Source organism: Burkholderia sp. Bp9143 (assembly GCF_003853645.1).
Classification (GTDB): domain Bacteria; phylum Pseudomonadota; class Gammaproteobacteria; order Burkholderiales; family Burkholderiaceae; genus Burkholderia.
The window spans coordinates 1-14,435 of the sequence record NZ_QTPO01000091.1; the positions used below are offsets into that span (position 1 = coordinate 1).

At 63.5% G+C, this 14,435-nt stretch carries 12 protein-coding genes and 1 pseudogene; 7 read left to right on the forward strand and 6 right to left on the reverse strand.

Features of this window, described 5'->3' with window-relative positions; translation table 11 throughout:
• Window positions 1-458 precede the first annotated feature (458 nt).
• Entirely contained in the window at window positions 459-1,409 is a 951-nt protein-coding gene (locus tag DIE23_RS37920) for a LysR substrate-binding domain-containing protein (protein ID WP_124617891.1), read from the reverse strand.
• Between the two features lie 114 nt (window positions 1,410-1,523).
• Here DIE23_RS37920 and DIE23_RS37925 point away from each other — a divergent pair, with 114 nt between their 5' ends.
• Both DIE23_RS37925 and DIE23_RS37930 read left to right on the forward strand, forming a co-directional pair.
• A complete protein-coding gene (locus DIE23_RS37925; protein ID WP_124485999.1) occupies window positions 1,524-3,275 on the forward strand; it encodes an IlvD/Edd family dehydratase in 1,752 nt (583 codons plus the stop codon).
• A 101-nt stretch (window positions 3,276-3,376) separates the two neighbouring features.
• Window positions 3,377-4,306: a dihydrodipicolinate synthase family protein gene (locus DIE23_RS37930; protein ID WP_124617893.1), complete on the forward strand. Its 930-nt coding sequence runs from the start codon at window positions 3,377-3,379 to the stop codon at window positions 4,304-4,306.
• 41 nt (window positions 4,307-4,347) lie between these two features.
• Here the strand turns inward: DIE23_RS37930 and DIE23_RS37935 are convergent, their stop codons facing one another.
• Entirely contained in the window at window positions 4,348-5,400 is a 1,053-nt protein-coding gene (locus DIE23_RS37935; protein ID WP_124617895.1) for an RNA-guided endonuclease TnpB family protein, read from the reverse strand.
• A 92-nt stretch (window positions 5,401-5,492) separates the two neighbouring features.
• On the opposite strand from DIE23_RS37935, the gene DIE23_RS37940 reads away from it, so the two are divergent.
• The 5 genes from DIE23_RS37940 to DIE23_RS37960 all read left to right on the forward strand — a co-directional run bounded on the left by DIE23_RS37940 (window position 5,493) and on the right by DIE23_RS37960 (window position 11,089).
• A complete protein-coding gene (locus tag DIE23_RS37940; protein WP_124617897.1) occupies window positions 5,493-6,422 on the forward strand; it encodes a Gfo/Idh/MocA family protein in 930 nt (309 codons plus the stop codon).
• An 80-nt stretch (window positions 6,423-6,502) separates the two neighbouring features.
• A complete protein-coding gene (locus DIE23_RS37945) occupies window positions 6,503-7,507 on the forward strand; it encodes an arabinose ABC transporter substrate-binding protein (RefSeq protein WP_124617899.1) in 1,005 nt (334 codons plus the stop codon).
• Window positions 7,508-7,527: 20 nt separating this feature from the next.
• Complete coding sequence (araG, locus tag DIE23_RS37950; protein ID WP_124617901.1) at window positions 7,528-9,090, forward strand: L-arabinose ABC transporter ATP-binding protein AraG; 1,563 nt, start codon at window positions 7,528-7,530, stop codon at window positions 9,088-9,090.
• Window positions 9,091-9,121: 31 nt separating this feature from the next.
• Complete coding sequence (gene araH / locus DIE23_RS37955) at window positions 9,122-10,144, forward strand: L-arabinose ABC transporter permease AraH (RefSeq protein ID WP_124617903.1); 1,023 nt, start codon at window positions 9,122-9,124, stop codon at window positions 10,142-10,144.
• A gap of 45 nt (window positions 10,145-10,189) precedes the next feature.
• The gene (locus tag DIE23_RS37960) at window positions 10,190-11,089 is read left to right on the forward strand and encodes an SMP-30/gluconolactonase/LRE family protein (protein ID WP_124617904.1); all 900 of its coding nucleotides are present in this window, start codon (window positions 10,190-10,192) and stop codon (window positions 11,087-11,089) included.
• Between the two features lie 310 nt (window positions 11,090-11,399).
• Here DIE23_RS37960 and DIE23_RS37965 read toward each other — a convergent pair whose 3' ends face one another.
• From DIE23_RS37965 to DIE23_RS40625, 4 genes and pseudogenes are all read right to left on the reverse strand, one after another.
• Window positions 11,400-12,104, reverse strand: a complete 705-nt coding sequence (locus DIE23_RS37965) for a hypothetical protein (RefSeq protein WP_260436359.1) — start codon at window positions 12,102-12,104, stop codon at window positions 11,400-11,402.
• A gap of 7 nt (window positions 12,105-12,111) precedes the next feature.
• The gene (locus DIE23_RS37970; RefSeq protein WP_260436360.1) at window positions 12,112-12,345 is read right to left on the reverse strand and encodes a hypothetical protein; all 234 of its coding nucleotides are present in this window, start codon (window positions 12,343-12,345) and stop codon (window positions 12,112-12,114) included.
• Window positions 12,346-12,559: 214 nt separating this feature from the next.
• Entirely contained in the window at window positions 12,560-13,414 is an 855-nt protein-coding gene (locus DIE23_RS37975; protein ID WP_124617906.1) for a hypothetical protein, read from the reverse strand.
• Window position 13,415: 1 nt separating this feature from the next.
• Window positions 13,416-14,435, reverse strand: a pseudogene (locus DIE23_RS40625) (type VI secretion system tip protein VgrG); the annotation flags it as partial.

The following is a 14,435-nucleotide window of genomic DNA, read 5'->3' on the forward strand; positions in this document are numbered from 1 at the left end:
TGATCAACCGCTCGACGGCTACCGTCGTCGCGGCATAACAGCCAGAGTCGCACAAAACGAATTATTCAGGCCCGACTGGATAGCGGGATTTGAAGCGCCGACCGTGACTGCGCACCGGCTGCATTGATTCAGACGGGCCACCGGTTCAGAACGTCGTCAGGACGGCTCCGATAGCTCTGTCAGCGTGGGTTGCAGGGCAGGCTAAAAGGCGGAGCTGAAGCTTCTACACTGAGCGCGACGCTTCAGGTGTGCGGCAGGTAGCTAAGGGGGTGTTGCGTCAACGCTGAGAACAAGCGGCCGCGCGGCTCCTTTTCTTTTTCTGGAATCAGTAAAGCCATCCGTACGCGCAGACACGAAATGCTTAGCCGTTGAAAATAAAGGAAAAGTGCACGGATTCACCGTACCTGCAAGGGGCCCTTCAACGGGCACGCGGCCCACACGAACCCGAGGCCGCCGCGTTACAACGCGACTCCGTAAACCTCCCGCGCGGCCGCGCGAATCGCATCGGCCATCACCTCGACGGCCGGCGAAGGCAGCCGGTCGGTGCGCGTGATGATCCCGAAATCGTCCATCCGGCAATCCATCTGCAACGGCAGCACCGAGACGATGCCGTGTCGCGCGTAGTACAGCGCGACATCTTCCGCGAGCACCGCGATCATGTCGCTCTGCTCGATCAGTTGCGTGATGAACAGCAGCGCGGCCGTCTCGACCACGTTCACGGGCGGCGCCAGGCTCGCGCGCTGGAACACGAGCTCGAAGCGGTGGCGCAGCACGCTGCCGGCCGGCGGCATCACCCACGCGGCACGCTGCACGTCGGCGAGCGACAGCGGCGCCTGCGCGAGCAGCGGATGGCCCGGCCGCACGACCGCGGCGACCGGCTCGCCGGTCAGCGGCTCGTAGCGCAGGTGCAGCTTGTCGTGTTCGGCGGACAGCCGGCCGAGCACGATGTCGAGCTTGTCCTGCGCGAGGTGTTCGAGCAGCGCGTTGCTCGTGTCGATCTCGACGGACACGCGCACGTTCGCATGCGTGCCCTTCACCGCGGCGACGGCCGGCGGCACGAGCCGCAGCCCCGGCGACGTGATCGCGCCCACCGCCACATGCCCGAGATGGCCGGCCTTCAGCGCGGCCAACTCCTCGCGCGCCTGATCAAGGCTGCCGAGCGCCGCGCGCGCGTGGCGGATCAGCGCGTCGCCGTACAGCGTCGGCCGCATCCCGCGCGGCAGCCGCTCGAACAGCACCGCGCCGATCGATTCCTCGAGCTCGCGCAGCAGCTTCGACGCGGCCGGCTGCGTCATGTTCAGCGCGGCCGCCGCGCGGTGAATGCTGCCTTCGTCGGCGAGCGCGACAACCAGCAGGAGCTGGCGCGTCTTCAGGCGGCTGCGGTTTCCCCACGGGCTGGCTTCGTGCATCGTACGGGTTTATATCGATATCAGAATCGATATCGTAATCGCCTAAAACGTCATTAGCCAGTTATCAAAATTCTGCCTAGACTGCGCCGGTATCCCGTCACCACAGGACTGACGATGTCCGCAACGAAACCCAGGCTGCGCTCCACCCAATGGTTCGGCACCAACGACAAGAACGGCTTCATGTACCGGAGCTGGATGAAGAACCAGGGCATTCCCGATCACGAGTTCGACGGCCGGCCGATCATCGGCATCTGCAACACGTGGTCCGAACTGACGCCGTGCAATGCGCACTTCCGCAAGCTCGCCGAGCACGTGAAGCGCGGGATCTCCGAAGCCGGCGGCTTCCCGGTCGAGTTCCCGGTGTTCTCGAACGGTGAATCGAATCTGCGGCCGTCGGCGATGCTCACGCGCAACCTGGCGTCGATGGACGTCGAGGAAGCGATCCGCGGCAATCCGATCGACGCGGTCGTGCTGCTCGCCGGCTGCGACAAGACGACGCCCGCGCTGCTGATGGGCGCGGCGAGCTGCGACGTGCCGGCGATCGTCGTGTCGGGCGGGCCGATGCTGAACGGCAAGCTCGAGGGCAAGAACATCGGCTCGGGTACGGCGGTGTGGCAACTGCACGAAGCGCTGAAGGCCGGCGAGATCGACCTGCATCACTTCCTGTCGGCCGAAGCCGGCATGTCGCGCTCGGCCGGCACCTGCAACACGATGGGCACCGCGTCGACGATGGCGTGCATGGCCGAGGCGCTCGGTGTCGCGCTGCCGCACAACGCGGCGATTCCGGCCGTCGATTCGCGCCGCTACGTGCTCGCGCACATGTCGGGCATCCGCATCGTCGAAATGGCGCTCGAAGGGCTCGTGCTGTCGAAGGTCCTGACGCGCGCCGCGTTCGAGAACGCGATCCGCGCGAACGCGGCGATCGGCGGCTCGACCAATGCGGTGATCCACCTGAAGGCGATCGCGGGCCGCATCGGCGTGCCGCTCGAACTGGAAGACTGGATGCGCATCGGCCGCGACACGCCGACGATCGTCGACCTGATGCCGTCGGGGCGCTTCCTGATGGAGGAGTTCTATTACGCGGGCGGGCTGCCGGCCGTGCTGCGCCGGCTCGGCGAAGGCGGGCTGCTGCCGCACCCGGACGCGCTGACGGTCAACGGCAAGTCGCTGTGGGACAACGTGCGCGAAGCGCCGAACTACGACGACGAGGTGATCCGCCCGCTCGACCGGCCGCTGATCGCGGACGGCGGCATCTGCATCCTGCGCGGCAATCTCGCGCCGCGTGGCGCGGTGCTGAAGCCGTCGGCGGCGAGCCCCGAGCTGCTGAAGCATCGTGGTCGCGCGGTGGTGTTCGAGAACCTCGATCACTACAAGGCGACGATCAACGACGAAGCGCTCGACGTCGATGCGAGTTCGGTGCTCGTGCTGAAGAACTGCGGGCCGCGCGGTTATCCGGGGATGGCCGAGGTCGGCAACATGGGGCTGCCGCCGAAGCTGCTGCGCCAGGGCGTGAAGGACATGGTGCGGATCTCCGATGCGCGGATGAGCGGCACCGCGTACGGCACGGTCGTGCTGCACGTCGCGCCGGAAGCGGCTGCCGGCGGGCCGCTCGCGGCGGTGCGCAACGGCGACTGGATCGAACTCGACTGCGAGGCCGGCACGCTGCATCTGGACATTTCGGATGACGAACTGCAGCGCCGTTTGTCGGACGTCGATCCGACCGCGGCGCCGGGCGTGGCCGGGCAGCTCGGCAAGGGCGGCTATGCGCGGCTGTATATCGATCACGTGCTGCAGGCCGACGAGGGATGCGACCTCGACTTCCTGGTGGGCACGCGCGGCGCCGATGTGCCGAGCCATTCGCATTGAGCGGCAGGCAGGCGGGCGCGGGCAACGGTCCGCGCAACGCAAGGGTGTGAAACCGTGAACGCATGACGGCCTGCCATCGAGGCCGACGCAGGACGCAAACCATGACATCGAGCAGCACGCCGCGCTATCGCGGCATCTTCCCCGTCGTCCCGACGACGTTTTCCGACACCGGCGAGCTCGATCTCGCGAGCCAGAAGCGCGCGGTCGATTTCATGATCGACGCGGGGTCGGACGGGCTGTGCATCCTCGCGAACTTCTCCGAGCAATTCGCGATCACCGACGACGAACGCGACGTGCTCACGCGCACGATCCTCGAACACGTCGCCGGCCGCGTGCCGGTGATCGTCACGACGTCGCACTACGGCACGCAGGTGTGCGCGGCGCGCAGCCTGCGCGCGCAGCAGCTCGGCGCGGCGATGGTGATGGCGATGCCGCCGTATCACGGCGCGACGTTCCGCGTGCCTGAAGCGCAGATCTTCGACTTCTATGCGCGCGTGTCGGATGCGATCGACATCCCGATCATGATCCAGGACGCACCCGCGAGCGGCACCGCGCTGTCCGCACCGTTTCTCGCACGAATGGCGCGCGAGATCGAACAGGTCGCGTACTTCAAGATCGAGACGCCGGGTGCGGCGAACAAGCTGCGCGAGCTGATCCGGCTCGGCGGCGACGCGATCGAAGGGCCGTGGGACGGCGAGGAGGCGATCACGCTGCTCGCCGACCTGCATGCCGGCGCGACCGGCGCGATGACGGGCGGCGGGTTTCCCGACGGCATCCGGCCGATCCTCGAGGCGTTCCGCGAAGGACGGCACGACGATGCGTTCGCGCGCTATCAGGCGTGGCTGCCGCTGATCAATCACGAGAACCGCCAGTCCGGGATCCTCACCGCGAAGGCGCTGATGCGCGAAGGCGGCGTGATCGCGTGCGAGCGGCCGCGGCATCCGATGCCGGAACTGCATCCGGACACGCGCGCGGAGTTGATCGCGATCGCGCGCCGGCTCGATCCGCTCGTGCTGCGCTGGGCGCACTGAGCGCGTGGCGAAGGAGGAACGCAGTTGACGTCCTCCTCCGCCTAAAGGCGGAGGATTCCCACACCTGGCGATGCACGTCCGCATCGGAGAATGTTCACAGCAGCGTTGGTATCTCGATCATGCACGACACCACAGTCACTGCAGGCCCACTCTCTTACTCGCAGCCCCGCGATACCTTTCGGCCGCGTCGTGCTGTCTTTCGACCCGCACGCCGAACAGGACTGGGTGGAACCGCTTTCGTCGACTTCCTCGAACGTGGCCCCGTGCGCGATCGCCTTGTAACGGAGCTTGTTTCGGAAGGACGACCAGGATGCGTCGTAGACGCTCTTCGCCATGCTGGTTCTGGCGAGCTTCGCGGCCGACACGTTGCCGACCGCGATGTAATCGAAGCGCCGCACCAGATCGAGCGCGAGCTTGTGCTGGAAATCGGCACGGGCATTCGCGACCTTGGCGTGCAGCTTCGCGATATGCCGCTTGTGCTTTCGCGCCCGCTGGGCTTTCGCGAGCTTGTCCGCTGCACGACGCCCGAATTGGTCGTTGGGCAGCTTCTCGCCCGTCGAAAGTGTGGCGAAGTCTTTCAGGCCGAGATCAATGCCGACACCGGAACGGATCTGGCGAGCCTGAACATCGGGCATTTCGATCACGATGTTGAGAAACCAGTTGCCCCGCGCATCCTGCGCAAAGTTGGTTCCGTCCTTGATCTTGAGTTCGGGAAGCGGCCGGCTGTTGAACACGCGAAAGGTGTTGCCGGCGAAGCGAAATGCGTCGCCCTCGCGCTTCAGATCGCGGCCCCTCAGCGGCACCCAGCCAAGCGATTTCCTGCCGCGATAGCGCAGGTACGGACGTCGGTGCTGACTGCGCGACTTCGCGTATTGCTCGCAAGTTGCGTTGACTGTGCCGGAGTGGATGCCGAGCTCCTTGCTGCTGCCGGTCGTCAGCACGTTCAGGTCAAAGCCCGTCGGCCATTTTTTGCTCCATTTAAGCGCGTGCTTCTGCGTGTCGTTGCAGAAGTTCCAGACGTAGTTCACCGCTCGGCTCCGCTTGTTAAGCAGTCCGTTGAGCGACTTAACCCGGTAGCGGTAAACAAGGATCATGCCGGTGATCCTAACTCGTGGAAGAAGCTGCCTGTCAACAGCACTCCTTTCCTTCCCGCCATCAACGGTGGAGTTTCTCGGAGCAAATTCTGATGAGCGACGTGATTTCACTGGGCGTGATCGGGATCGGCAAGATCGCGCGCGACCAGCATCTGCCGGCGATCGCCGCCGAACCGGGCTTCGTGCTGACCGCGTGCGCGAGCCGTCACGCGGAAGTCAATGGCGTGCGCAACTATCAGGACCTGAGCGCGCTGCTGGCCGCCGAGCGCGAGCTCGATGCGGTGTCGCTGTGCGCGCCGCCGCAGGTGCGCTACGCGCAGGCACGCGCGGCGCTCGAAGCCGGCAAGCACGTGATGCTCGAGAAGCCGCCGGGCGCGACGCTCGGCGAAGTGGCCGCGCTGGATGCGCTCGCGCGCGAACGCGGCCTCACGCTGTTCGCGACCTGGCATTCGCGCTGCGCGAGCGCGGTGGAACCGGCGCGCGCGTGGCTCGCGACGCGCACGATCCGCGCGGTGCAGGTGCGCTGGAAGGAAGACGTGCGGCGCTGGCATCCGGGGCAGCAGTGGATTTGGGAGCCCGGCGGCCTCGGCGTGTTCGATCCGGGCATCAACGCGCTGTCGATCGTCACGCGGATCCTGCCGCGCGAACTCGTGCTGCGCGAAGCGACGCTCTACGTGCCGAGCGACGCGCAGATGCCGATCGCGGCCGAGCTCGATTGCGCCGATACCGACGGCGTGCCCGTGCGGGCGGAATTCGACTGGCGCCACGGCCCCGTCGAGCAATGGGAGATCGCGGTCGACACCTCGGACGGCGTGCTCGCGATCAGCCGCGGCGGCGCGCAGTTGTCGATCGACGGCGCGCCGGTCGAGATCGGGCCGGAGCGCGAGTATCCTGCGCTGTATGCGCAATTCCGCGCGCTGATCGCGCGCGGCCAAAGCGACGTCGACGTACGGCCGTTGCGGCTCGTCGCCGACGCGTTCCTGTTCGGGCGGCGCGTCGGGACCGACGCGTTCGGCCGCTGAAAACGTGCAGGCGCGCTCCATCGCGAGCGCGACCGTGCACGACGGATGTTGAAGACCCAAGCCAATACAAGGAGACACGCATGAACCGCACGATTCGCCGACACACCCTGCGCGCGCTGCTGGCCGCGCTTTGCCTCGCGCCGCTCGGGATGCAGGGCGCCGCACACGCCGACGCGCCGCTGAAGATCGGCTTCCTGGTGAAGATGCCCGAGCAGGCATGGTTCATCAACGAGCAGAACGCGGCGTCCGCGCTCGGCCAGAAGGAGAACTTCTCGGTCGTGAAGATCGGCACGCCGGACGGCGAGAAGGTGCTCGCCGCGATCGACAACCTCGGTTCGCAAGGCGCGCAGGGCTTCGTGATCTGCGCACCCGACGTGCGCCTCGGGCCGGCGATCGCGTCGCGCGCGAAGCGCTACAACATGAAGTTCGTGACGGTCGACGATCAGCTCGTCGACTCGACCGGCAAGCCGCTGCCGAACGTGCCGCACCTCGGGATGTCGGCGACCAAGATCGGCAACCAGGTCGGCCAGGCGATCGCCGACGAGATGAAGCGACGCGGCTGGAAGCCGGAAGAAGTCGGTGCGCTGCGCGTCACCAACTATGAGCTGCCGACCGCGAAGCTGCGCACCGACGGCGCGACGCAGGCGCTGCTCGCGAACGGCTTCCGCAAGGAAAACATCTTCGACGCGCCGCAGAAGACGACCGACGACGAAGGCGGCTTCAGCGCGGCCGCGCCGGTGCTCGCGCGCCATCCGAACATCAAGAAGTGGGTGGTCTACGCGCTGAACGAGGAAACCGTGCTCGGCGCGGTGCGCGCGACCGAACAGCTGCACATCCCGGCGGCCGACGTGATCGGCGTCGGCATCAACGGCGCGGGCGAGGCGTTCGCCGAATTCCAGAAGAAGGAGCCGACCGGCTTCTACGGGACGATTGCGGTCAGCTCGACGAACCACGGCAAGGACAGCACGCAGAACCTCGTCGACTGGATCCGCAACGGCAAGGCGCCGCCGGCCGACACGCAGACGAGCGGCAAGCTGATGACGCGCGCGAACTGGCAGGCCGTGCGCGCCGAACTCGGCATCTGAGCGTGCGGGGCGACGACGCGATGACGATGCAGACGATGACGGTCGTGTCCGGAAACGACGACGCGGCCACGCCCGGCGCCGCTGCGCCGCCGCCCGGCGACGCGCTGCTCGCGCTCGACGGCATTACGGTGACGTTCCCGGGCGTGCGCGCGCTCGACGCCGTGTCGCTGTCGGTGCGCGCGGGCGAAGTGCACGGGCTGATGGGCGAGAACGGCGCGGGCAAGTCGACGCTGCTGAAGGTGCTGTCCGGCGTGAACCAGCCGCAGGCCGGCACGCTGACGCTGAACGGCGCGGTGCAGCGCTTCACGTCGACGCGCGCCGCGCTCGAGGCCGGCATCGCGATCATCTACCAGGAGCTGCATCTGGTGCCGGAGCTGACGGTCGCGGAGAACCTGATGCTCGGGCAGTTGCCGAGCCGGCTCGGCGTGGTCGACGAGCGCGCGCTCGCGGTGCGCGCGCTCGATGCGCTGGAGCGGCTCGGCGAGCACATCGATCCGGACATCCCGGTGAAGTACCTGTCGATCGGCCAGCGCCAGATGATCGAGATCGGCAAGGCGCTGATGCGCGACGCGCGCGTGATCGCGTTCGACGAACCGACGAGTTCGCTGTCCGCGCGCGAGACGACGCAGCTGTTCCGGATCATCCGTTCGCTGCGCGCGGAGGGCCGCGCGATCATCTACGTCACGCACCGGATGGAGGAAGTCGACGCGCTGTGCGACCGCGTGACGGTGTTCCGCGACGGCCGCCGGATCGAGACCTTCGAATCGGTCGCCGACCTCGACCGCGACCGGCTGATCGGCTGCATGGTCGGCCGCTCGATCGAGGACGTGTACGGCTACCGGCCGCGCACGACCGGCGACGTGCTGATCGAGGCGAAGGGGCTGACGGGGCCCGGCTTGTCCGAGCCGGTGTCGTTCGTCGCGCGGCGCGGCGAGATCGTCGGCTTCTTCGGGCTCGTCGGCGCCGGCCGTTCGGAGCTGATGAAGCTGCTGTACGGCGCGGCGCGCCCGAGCGGCGGGCATGTGGAGCTGGGCGGGAAGCGCGTCGCGTTCGGGAGCCCGCGTCATGCGGTGCGCGCCGGCATCGCGCTGTGCCCCGAGGACCGCAAGCAGGAAGGCATCGTCGCGATCGCGTCGGTGGCCGACAACCTGAACATCAGCGCGCGCCGTCATTTCAGCCCGGCGCGCATGCTGCTCGACGCGCGGCGCGAACGCGAACTCGCGCAGCGCTACATCGAGCGGCTCGCGATCAAGACCCCCGACGGCGACACGCCGATCGGCGCGCTGTCGGGCGGCAACCAGCAGAAGGTCGTGCTCGCGCGCTGGCTGGCCGAGCGCATCGACGTGTTCCTGATGGACGAGCCGACACGCGGCATCGACGTCGGCGCGCGCGCGGAAATCTACAACCTGTTCTACGAACTCGCGGAAGCGGGCCGCACGGTGATCCTCGTGTCGAGCGATCTGGCCGAGGTGATCGGCGTGTCGGACCGGATCATCGTGATGAAGGAAGGACGGATCGCGGGCGAGGTGGCGAAGGCGCAGGCGACGCCCGACGCGCTGATCAAGCTCGCGCTGCCGCGCTAGGCGGCCAGCAGTCAACCGGAATGCAAACGTTATGAGCCAGGCAATGCAACCCCAACGTACTTCCCCATCCCCCGATGCCACCGCAGCCGCGCCCGCGCGAGCGCGCGGCGGCATGTGGCAGCTGATCAACCGCTCCGGCATCGTGATGGTGTTCCTCGTGCTGTTCGCGACGCTGTCGCTGACCGTGCCGGACTTCCTCACGCCGCGCAACATCCAGGGCCTGCTGCTGTCGGTCACGCTGATCGGCTCGATCGCGGTGACCATGATGTTCGTGCTCGCGCTCGGCGAAGTCGATCTGTCGGTCGCGTCGATCGTCGCGTTCTCGGGCGTCGTCGCGTCGACGCTGATCACCGCGACGCACAGCGTGCTGTTCGGCACCGTGGCCGGCATTCTCGCGGGCGGCGCGGTCGGGCTCGTGAACGGCGTGCTGATCGCGCGCTGGCGGATCAACTCGCTGATCGTCACGCTCGCGATGATGGAAGTCGTGCGCGGGCTCGCGTTCATCACGTCGAACGGCGACGCGGTGATGATCTCCGAGGAACGCTTCTTCGAGCTCGGTTCCGGCTCGTTCCTCGGCATCTCGTATCCGATCTGGAGCAACATCGTCGGCTTCGTCGTGTTCGGCTTCCTGCTGCGCAAGACGGTGTTCGGCAAGAACGTGCTGGCCGTCGGCGGCAACGGCGAGGCCGCGTTGCTCGCGGGGCTGCCGGTGATGCGCATCAAGATCGCGGTGTTTGTGCTGCAGGGGCTCGTGACCGGCTTCGCCGGCGTGATGCTCGCGTCGCGGATGAGCCTCGGCGATCCGAAGACGTCGGTCGGCCTCGAGCTCGGCGTGATCTCCGCGTGCGTGCTCGGCGGCGTGTCGCTGACGGGTGGCGTCGCGACGATCTCCGGCGTGCTGGTCGGCGTGCTGATCATGGGCTCGGTGCAGGACGCGATGAGCCTGCTGAACGTGCCGACCTTTTACCAATATCTGATACGCGGCGGAATTCTGTTGCTCGCGGTGCTGTTCGACCAGTATCGTCGCAACCAGCGCCGCGCGATGAAGATCTGACGAATGCGCGGCCGCACGCGAATGCAATAAATATCGGGAGACGGAATGCAACAGATTGATCCGGCCGCGTCGGCGACGCTGCTGGCGAACACCCGCAACACGCTCGGCGAAGGCGCGACGTGGTGCGACAAGACGCACGCGCTGTACTGGGTGGATATCGAAGGCGCGCGACTTTGGCGCTGCCGCGCGGACGGCTCGGACCTCGCGCAGTGGCCGATGCCCGAACGGCTTGCGTGCTTCGCGCTGACGCACGATCCGGACGTGCTGCTCGTCGGGCTCGCGACGCATCTCGCGTTCTTTGACCTGCGCAGCGGCGCGTTCACGCGGATCGTCGACGTCGAACCCGAATTGCCGACGCGCCTGAACGACGGGCGCTGCGATCCGTCCGGCGCGTTCGTGTTCGGGATGAAGGACGAGGGCGGTGATCCGCCGCGCGCGGTCGGCGGGTTTTACCGGCTCAATGCCGACCTCACGCTCGAACGGCTTGCGTTGCCGCCGGCCGCGATCGCGAACAGCATCGCGTTCTCGCCGGACGGCTCGAAGATGTACTTCTGCGATTCGCTCGTGCGTGAAATCCTCGTGTGCGATTACGGCCGCGCGGGTGTGGCCGGCGTGCGGTCGTTCGCGCGGCTGACCGATGCGGACGGCGACCCGGACGGTTCGACGATGGACCGCGACGGCGGCCTGTGGAACGCGCAGTGGGGCGGCGGGCGGGTGGTGCGCTATGCCGCGGACGGCGTCGAGACGGAACGCATCGCGGTGCCGACCGCGCAGCCGAGCTGCGTGACGCTCGATGGCGAAGGCCGGTTGTACGTGACGAGCGCGCGGGTTGGGTTGAGCGACGATGCGCTGGCGAGCGATGCCGATGCCGGCGGCGTGTTCGTCGCGCAGACGCGCCATGCGGGGTTGCCGACCGCGCGGTTTGCGGGGAAGCCCACGGCCTGAATGGCCGGCGATGACGGGGGGAGTCCATCGATTCGCGGACAAGATTCCGGTTTGTTCGGAAGGTATGTCTTGAGCGCGATTTTGCTTATGGACTTTCGTCTTTCCGGCTCACGCTTGATCCGGGTCAGCCTTCCTTCATCCACTCCGGCTCCACATATTCCTTTACCCACATCCACTGACCCGGCTCAAACAAGTTCGTGTACTGGTTTCGCTCCGCTTGCTCCCGAGGGGTCAGCGTGCGGACATCGGGGAATTTATGTCCCTTCCGGATCATATGAATATCCGAACTGGAAGTCTTGGTAGATCCCTGTCAGATCCCCGTTTCAGGACACAGCATGCCCGTACACAGATTCATCAGTCCGTATTTGTGGCGCTTCGCTTGTTGCTCTTCTAACCGGCGCTGTTCGCGTTCTTCTGGCGTCAAAATCTTGTATGTGCGGCTTATTCTAACTTCATCAAGGAATGGTGAAAATGATCCGTCCGGGGGATTTATATAAAAAAGCTCGACATCGATAGGAAACTTACTGCCCGGGATGTCTTTTGAGCGGTAGCGAAAGGACTGCAAATTGGGAGCGTCGGGGGTGCACCCCATTATTTCATTCCCATATCGACGATTCCCTCGATGATCAATCCAATAGTCCTCTAGCTGAAGAAGCGATTTGATTTCCGTATCGGGTAGATAGGCAACCCTTGCGTCAACGACAATTCTTACTCCGGCCGGGACAATCTTCACCTTGTCGCGATCGTCACTGTAATCCTCCGGATCGTCGCCTGTGGAAAACTCAATCTTCGTACCCCGCAGCGCACGATTTTTGTATTTATAGAGAAACCCTTTTGCCGGGGGGTGTGTCCACGTTGTGTAGTTTGCTCCAAAGGCAATAAATTCAGGATCGTATGGCGCATCATCGCGCAGGATTGCCATTGCTGCTTCGAGAATGGTGCGCAGCACGACACGCTGCTCTTCGTCGGTCGTCTGCATTTCAAACCCCTCCCCCAATGGCGTTAAGTGAAGCATCGTATTCTCATGTGCATGTACCGAGGTTACGCACGAAAGCACGATTAGGACGGTCCCAATAGGCTTGCACCACCGCCACACACGCATAAGCATCTTCTTCATGTAACTGGCTCCTGTATCCATCTTCGAAACTCACCATCTTGGCCGCCGTTTCTGGTGACACTCTCAACAGCTTGCACACCTCGGCCTGTGCAATCGGCACATCAGGTTTCACATAGCTCCCGCCCGTCTTATTTTGCATGTATGAAATCATCCAGTAATAGTGAAATATCAACATGCGATGTAGTCCCGCAGTCACTCGCGCATCGTCTCGGATGACGGTATTTTTGGCCGCATTGAAGGCATCTTCCTGCGTGTTGCCCTGTACACTTCAACTCGCCGGAATTTTCCGGTGAAACGTCGATATCGCAAAGAAAGGAGGGCGGGCGGGAACGTCCGGCAATGCGAGATCGTTGTCAGCCTTCCTTCATCCACTCCGGCTCCACATATTCCTTTACCCACATCCACTGACCCGGCTCAAACAAGTTCGTGTACTGGTTTCGCTCCGCTTGCTCCCGAGGGGTTAGCGTGCGGACATCGGGGAATTTATGTCCCTTCCGGATCATATGAATATCCGAACTGGAAGTCTTCGTGTATCCCTGCCAGATCCCCGTTTCAGGACACAGCATCCCCGTACACAGATTCATCAACCCGTATTTGTGGCGCTTCGCCTGTTGCTCTTCCAAGCGGCGCTGTTCGCGTTCCTTCGGCGTCAAGATTTTATATGCGCGGCGTATATCGATTATCCATAATTTTTGCGAAAATGATCCATCCACTGGATTGATGTAACCAAGATCGACATCAACAGGGAATTTGCTCTCCGGAATATCTTTTGAGCGGTAGCGAAAGGACTGTAAATTGGGGGCGTCGGGGGTGCGTCCCATTATTTCATTCCCGCATTCACGATACCCATCCCCATCAACCCAATAGTCCTCTAGTTGAAGTAAGGTTTTAATTTCTGTGTCGGGCAAGCCGGCGATCATAGGGCTAAAGTGGATTCTTATTTTGGCCGGCACGATCTTCACCGTCGAACGATCATCACTGTAATCTTCCGGGTCGGTTCGCGTTAAAAGTTCAACTGTAGTCTCGGCCAAGGAACGATTGGCATAATGATAAATAGCACCATAGACGGATTTCTGAGTCCACGTCGAAAAAAGCTGCCCAATGGCCGTACTGCTTGGATCGAATGGCTGATCATCGCGTAGAATCGCCATCGCGGTTTTAAGGATGCTTCGCACTGCGGCTCGCTGTTCGTCAGCGGTTGCGGGCATGCTAAATCCCTCCTCTAATGGCTCGAAGTGATTCACTGTAGGCTCCTGTGCATGTGCCAGGGTTACGCACGAAAGTACGATCAGGCTTGCTGCAATAATCCTGCACCACTTCCGCACATGCGTAGGCATCTTCTTCATGTAACTGGCTCCGGTAACCGTCTTCGAAACTCACCATCTTGGCCGCCGTTTCTGGCGACACCCTCAACAGTTTGCACACCTCGGCCTGTGCAATTGACACGTCGGGCTTCACATAAGCTCCGCCCGGTTGATTTTGTATGTACGAAATCGTCCAGTGATAATTAAATATCAACATGCGATGCAGTCCCGCAGTCACTCGCGCATCGTCTGGGATGACGGTATTTTTGGCCGCATTGAAGACATCTTCCTGCGTGTTACCCTTGTACACTTTTGTTGCATGAGCAAACATTGCATAATCGGCTGAATGTTGTCTAAATAGCGCCGTCATCCAGAATGTCTGTTGACAATGCCGTGCCTCATGGTAAAGAAGGTCGGCAAATGATTTCAGGGTGCCATCCAAGGTAGTCGTATTATTCGATGATGCAATGATCTTCGTAATTTCCTGCTCCTGAATAGCTATTGTCCAGTACCTGCCGACAAATGATGCACTGACATCAGAGCGCATGTTGTATTTGACTGCACCGTCATCTGCATTGACAATGTCGATTCCGGGAAGTGTGCCGTCTGACGTTGAAAAATCACCAGTACCCGCTCGCGGCAATCCGAAAGGTCCCGTGTGTAGGGCGGTATTCAGTATATCGCCAACAGCGAGTTTGATATTATTTTTTAGCGTGATTGGTATTTTTCCACTCAATGTATTGAACTTGCCCCACTCAATCCCGGTGAGTGCCTTCTTGATCGCCGCCGTATAGGCCTTCGTCACTGGATACTCAACATCGCGGCGTATCGGCATATCAGGTGGCGCATCGCCCTGTTTAGCCCCGTCGATGAAGTGATGGAAGCGCAACCCGAAGTTGAGCGGATCGCAGCTCGCGAACGCGGC

Coding starts and splice junctions, on each gene's coding strand:
- DIE23_RS37920 (WP_124617891.1), bottom strand. CDS start 1,409: ATGCACGAAGCCAGCCCGTGGGGAAACCGCAGCCGCCTGAAGACGCGC.
- DIE23_RS37925 (WP_124485999.1), top strand. CDS start 1,524: ATGTCCGCAACGAAACCCAGGCTGCGCTCCACCCAATGGTTCGGCACC.
- DIE23_RS37930 (WP_124617893.1), top strand. CDS start 3,377: ATGACATCGAGCAGCACGCCGCGCTATCGCGGCATCTTCCCCGTCGTC.
- DIE23_RS37935 (WP_124617895.1), bottom strand. CDS start 5,400: ATGATCCTTGTTTACCGCTACCGGGTTAAGTCGCTCAACGGACTGCTT.
- DIE23_RS37940 (WP_124617897.1), top strand. CDS start 5,493: ATGAGCGACGTGATTTCACTGGGCGTGATCGGGATCGGCAAGATCGCG.
- DIE23_RS37945 (WP_124617899.1), top strand. CDS start 6,503: ATGAACCGCACGATTCGCCGACACACCCTGCGCGCGCTGCTGGCCGCG.
- araG (WP_124617901.1), top strand. CDS start 7,528: ATGACGATGCAGACGATGACGGTCGTGTCCGGAAACGACGACGCGGCC.
- araH (WP_124617903.1), top strand. CDS start 9,122: ATGAGCCAGGCAATGCAACCCCAACGTACTTCCCCATCCCCCGATGCC.
- DIE23_RS37960 (WP_124617904.1), top strand. CDS start 10,190: ATGCAACAGATTGATCCGGCCGCGTCGGCGACGCTGCTGGCGAACACC.
- DIE23_RS37965 (WP_260436359.1), bottom strand. CDS start 12,104: ATGCTTCACTTAACGCCATTGGGGGAGGGGTTTGAAATGCAGACGACC.
- DIE23_RS37970 (WP_260436360.1), bottom strand. CDS start 12,345: ATGCAAAATAAGACGGGCGGGAGCTATGTGAAACCTGATGTGCCGATT.
- DIE23_RS37975 (WP_124617906.1), bottom strand. CDS start 13,414: ATGCCCGCAACCGCTGACGAACAGCGAGCCGCAGTGCGAAGCATCCTT.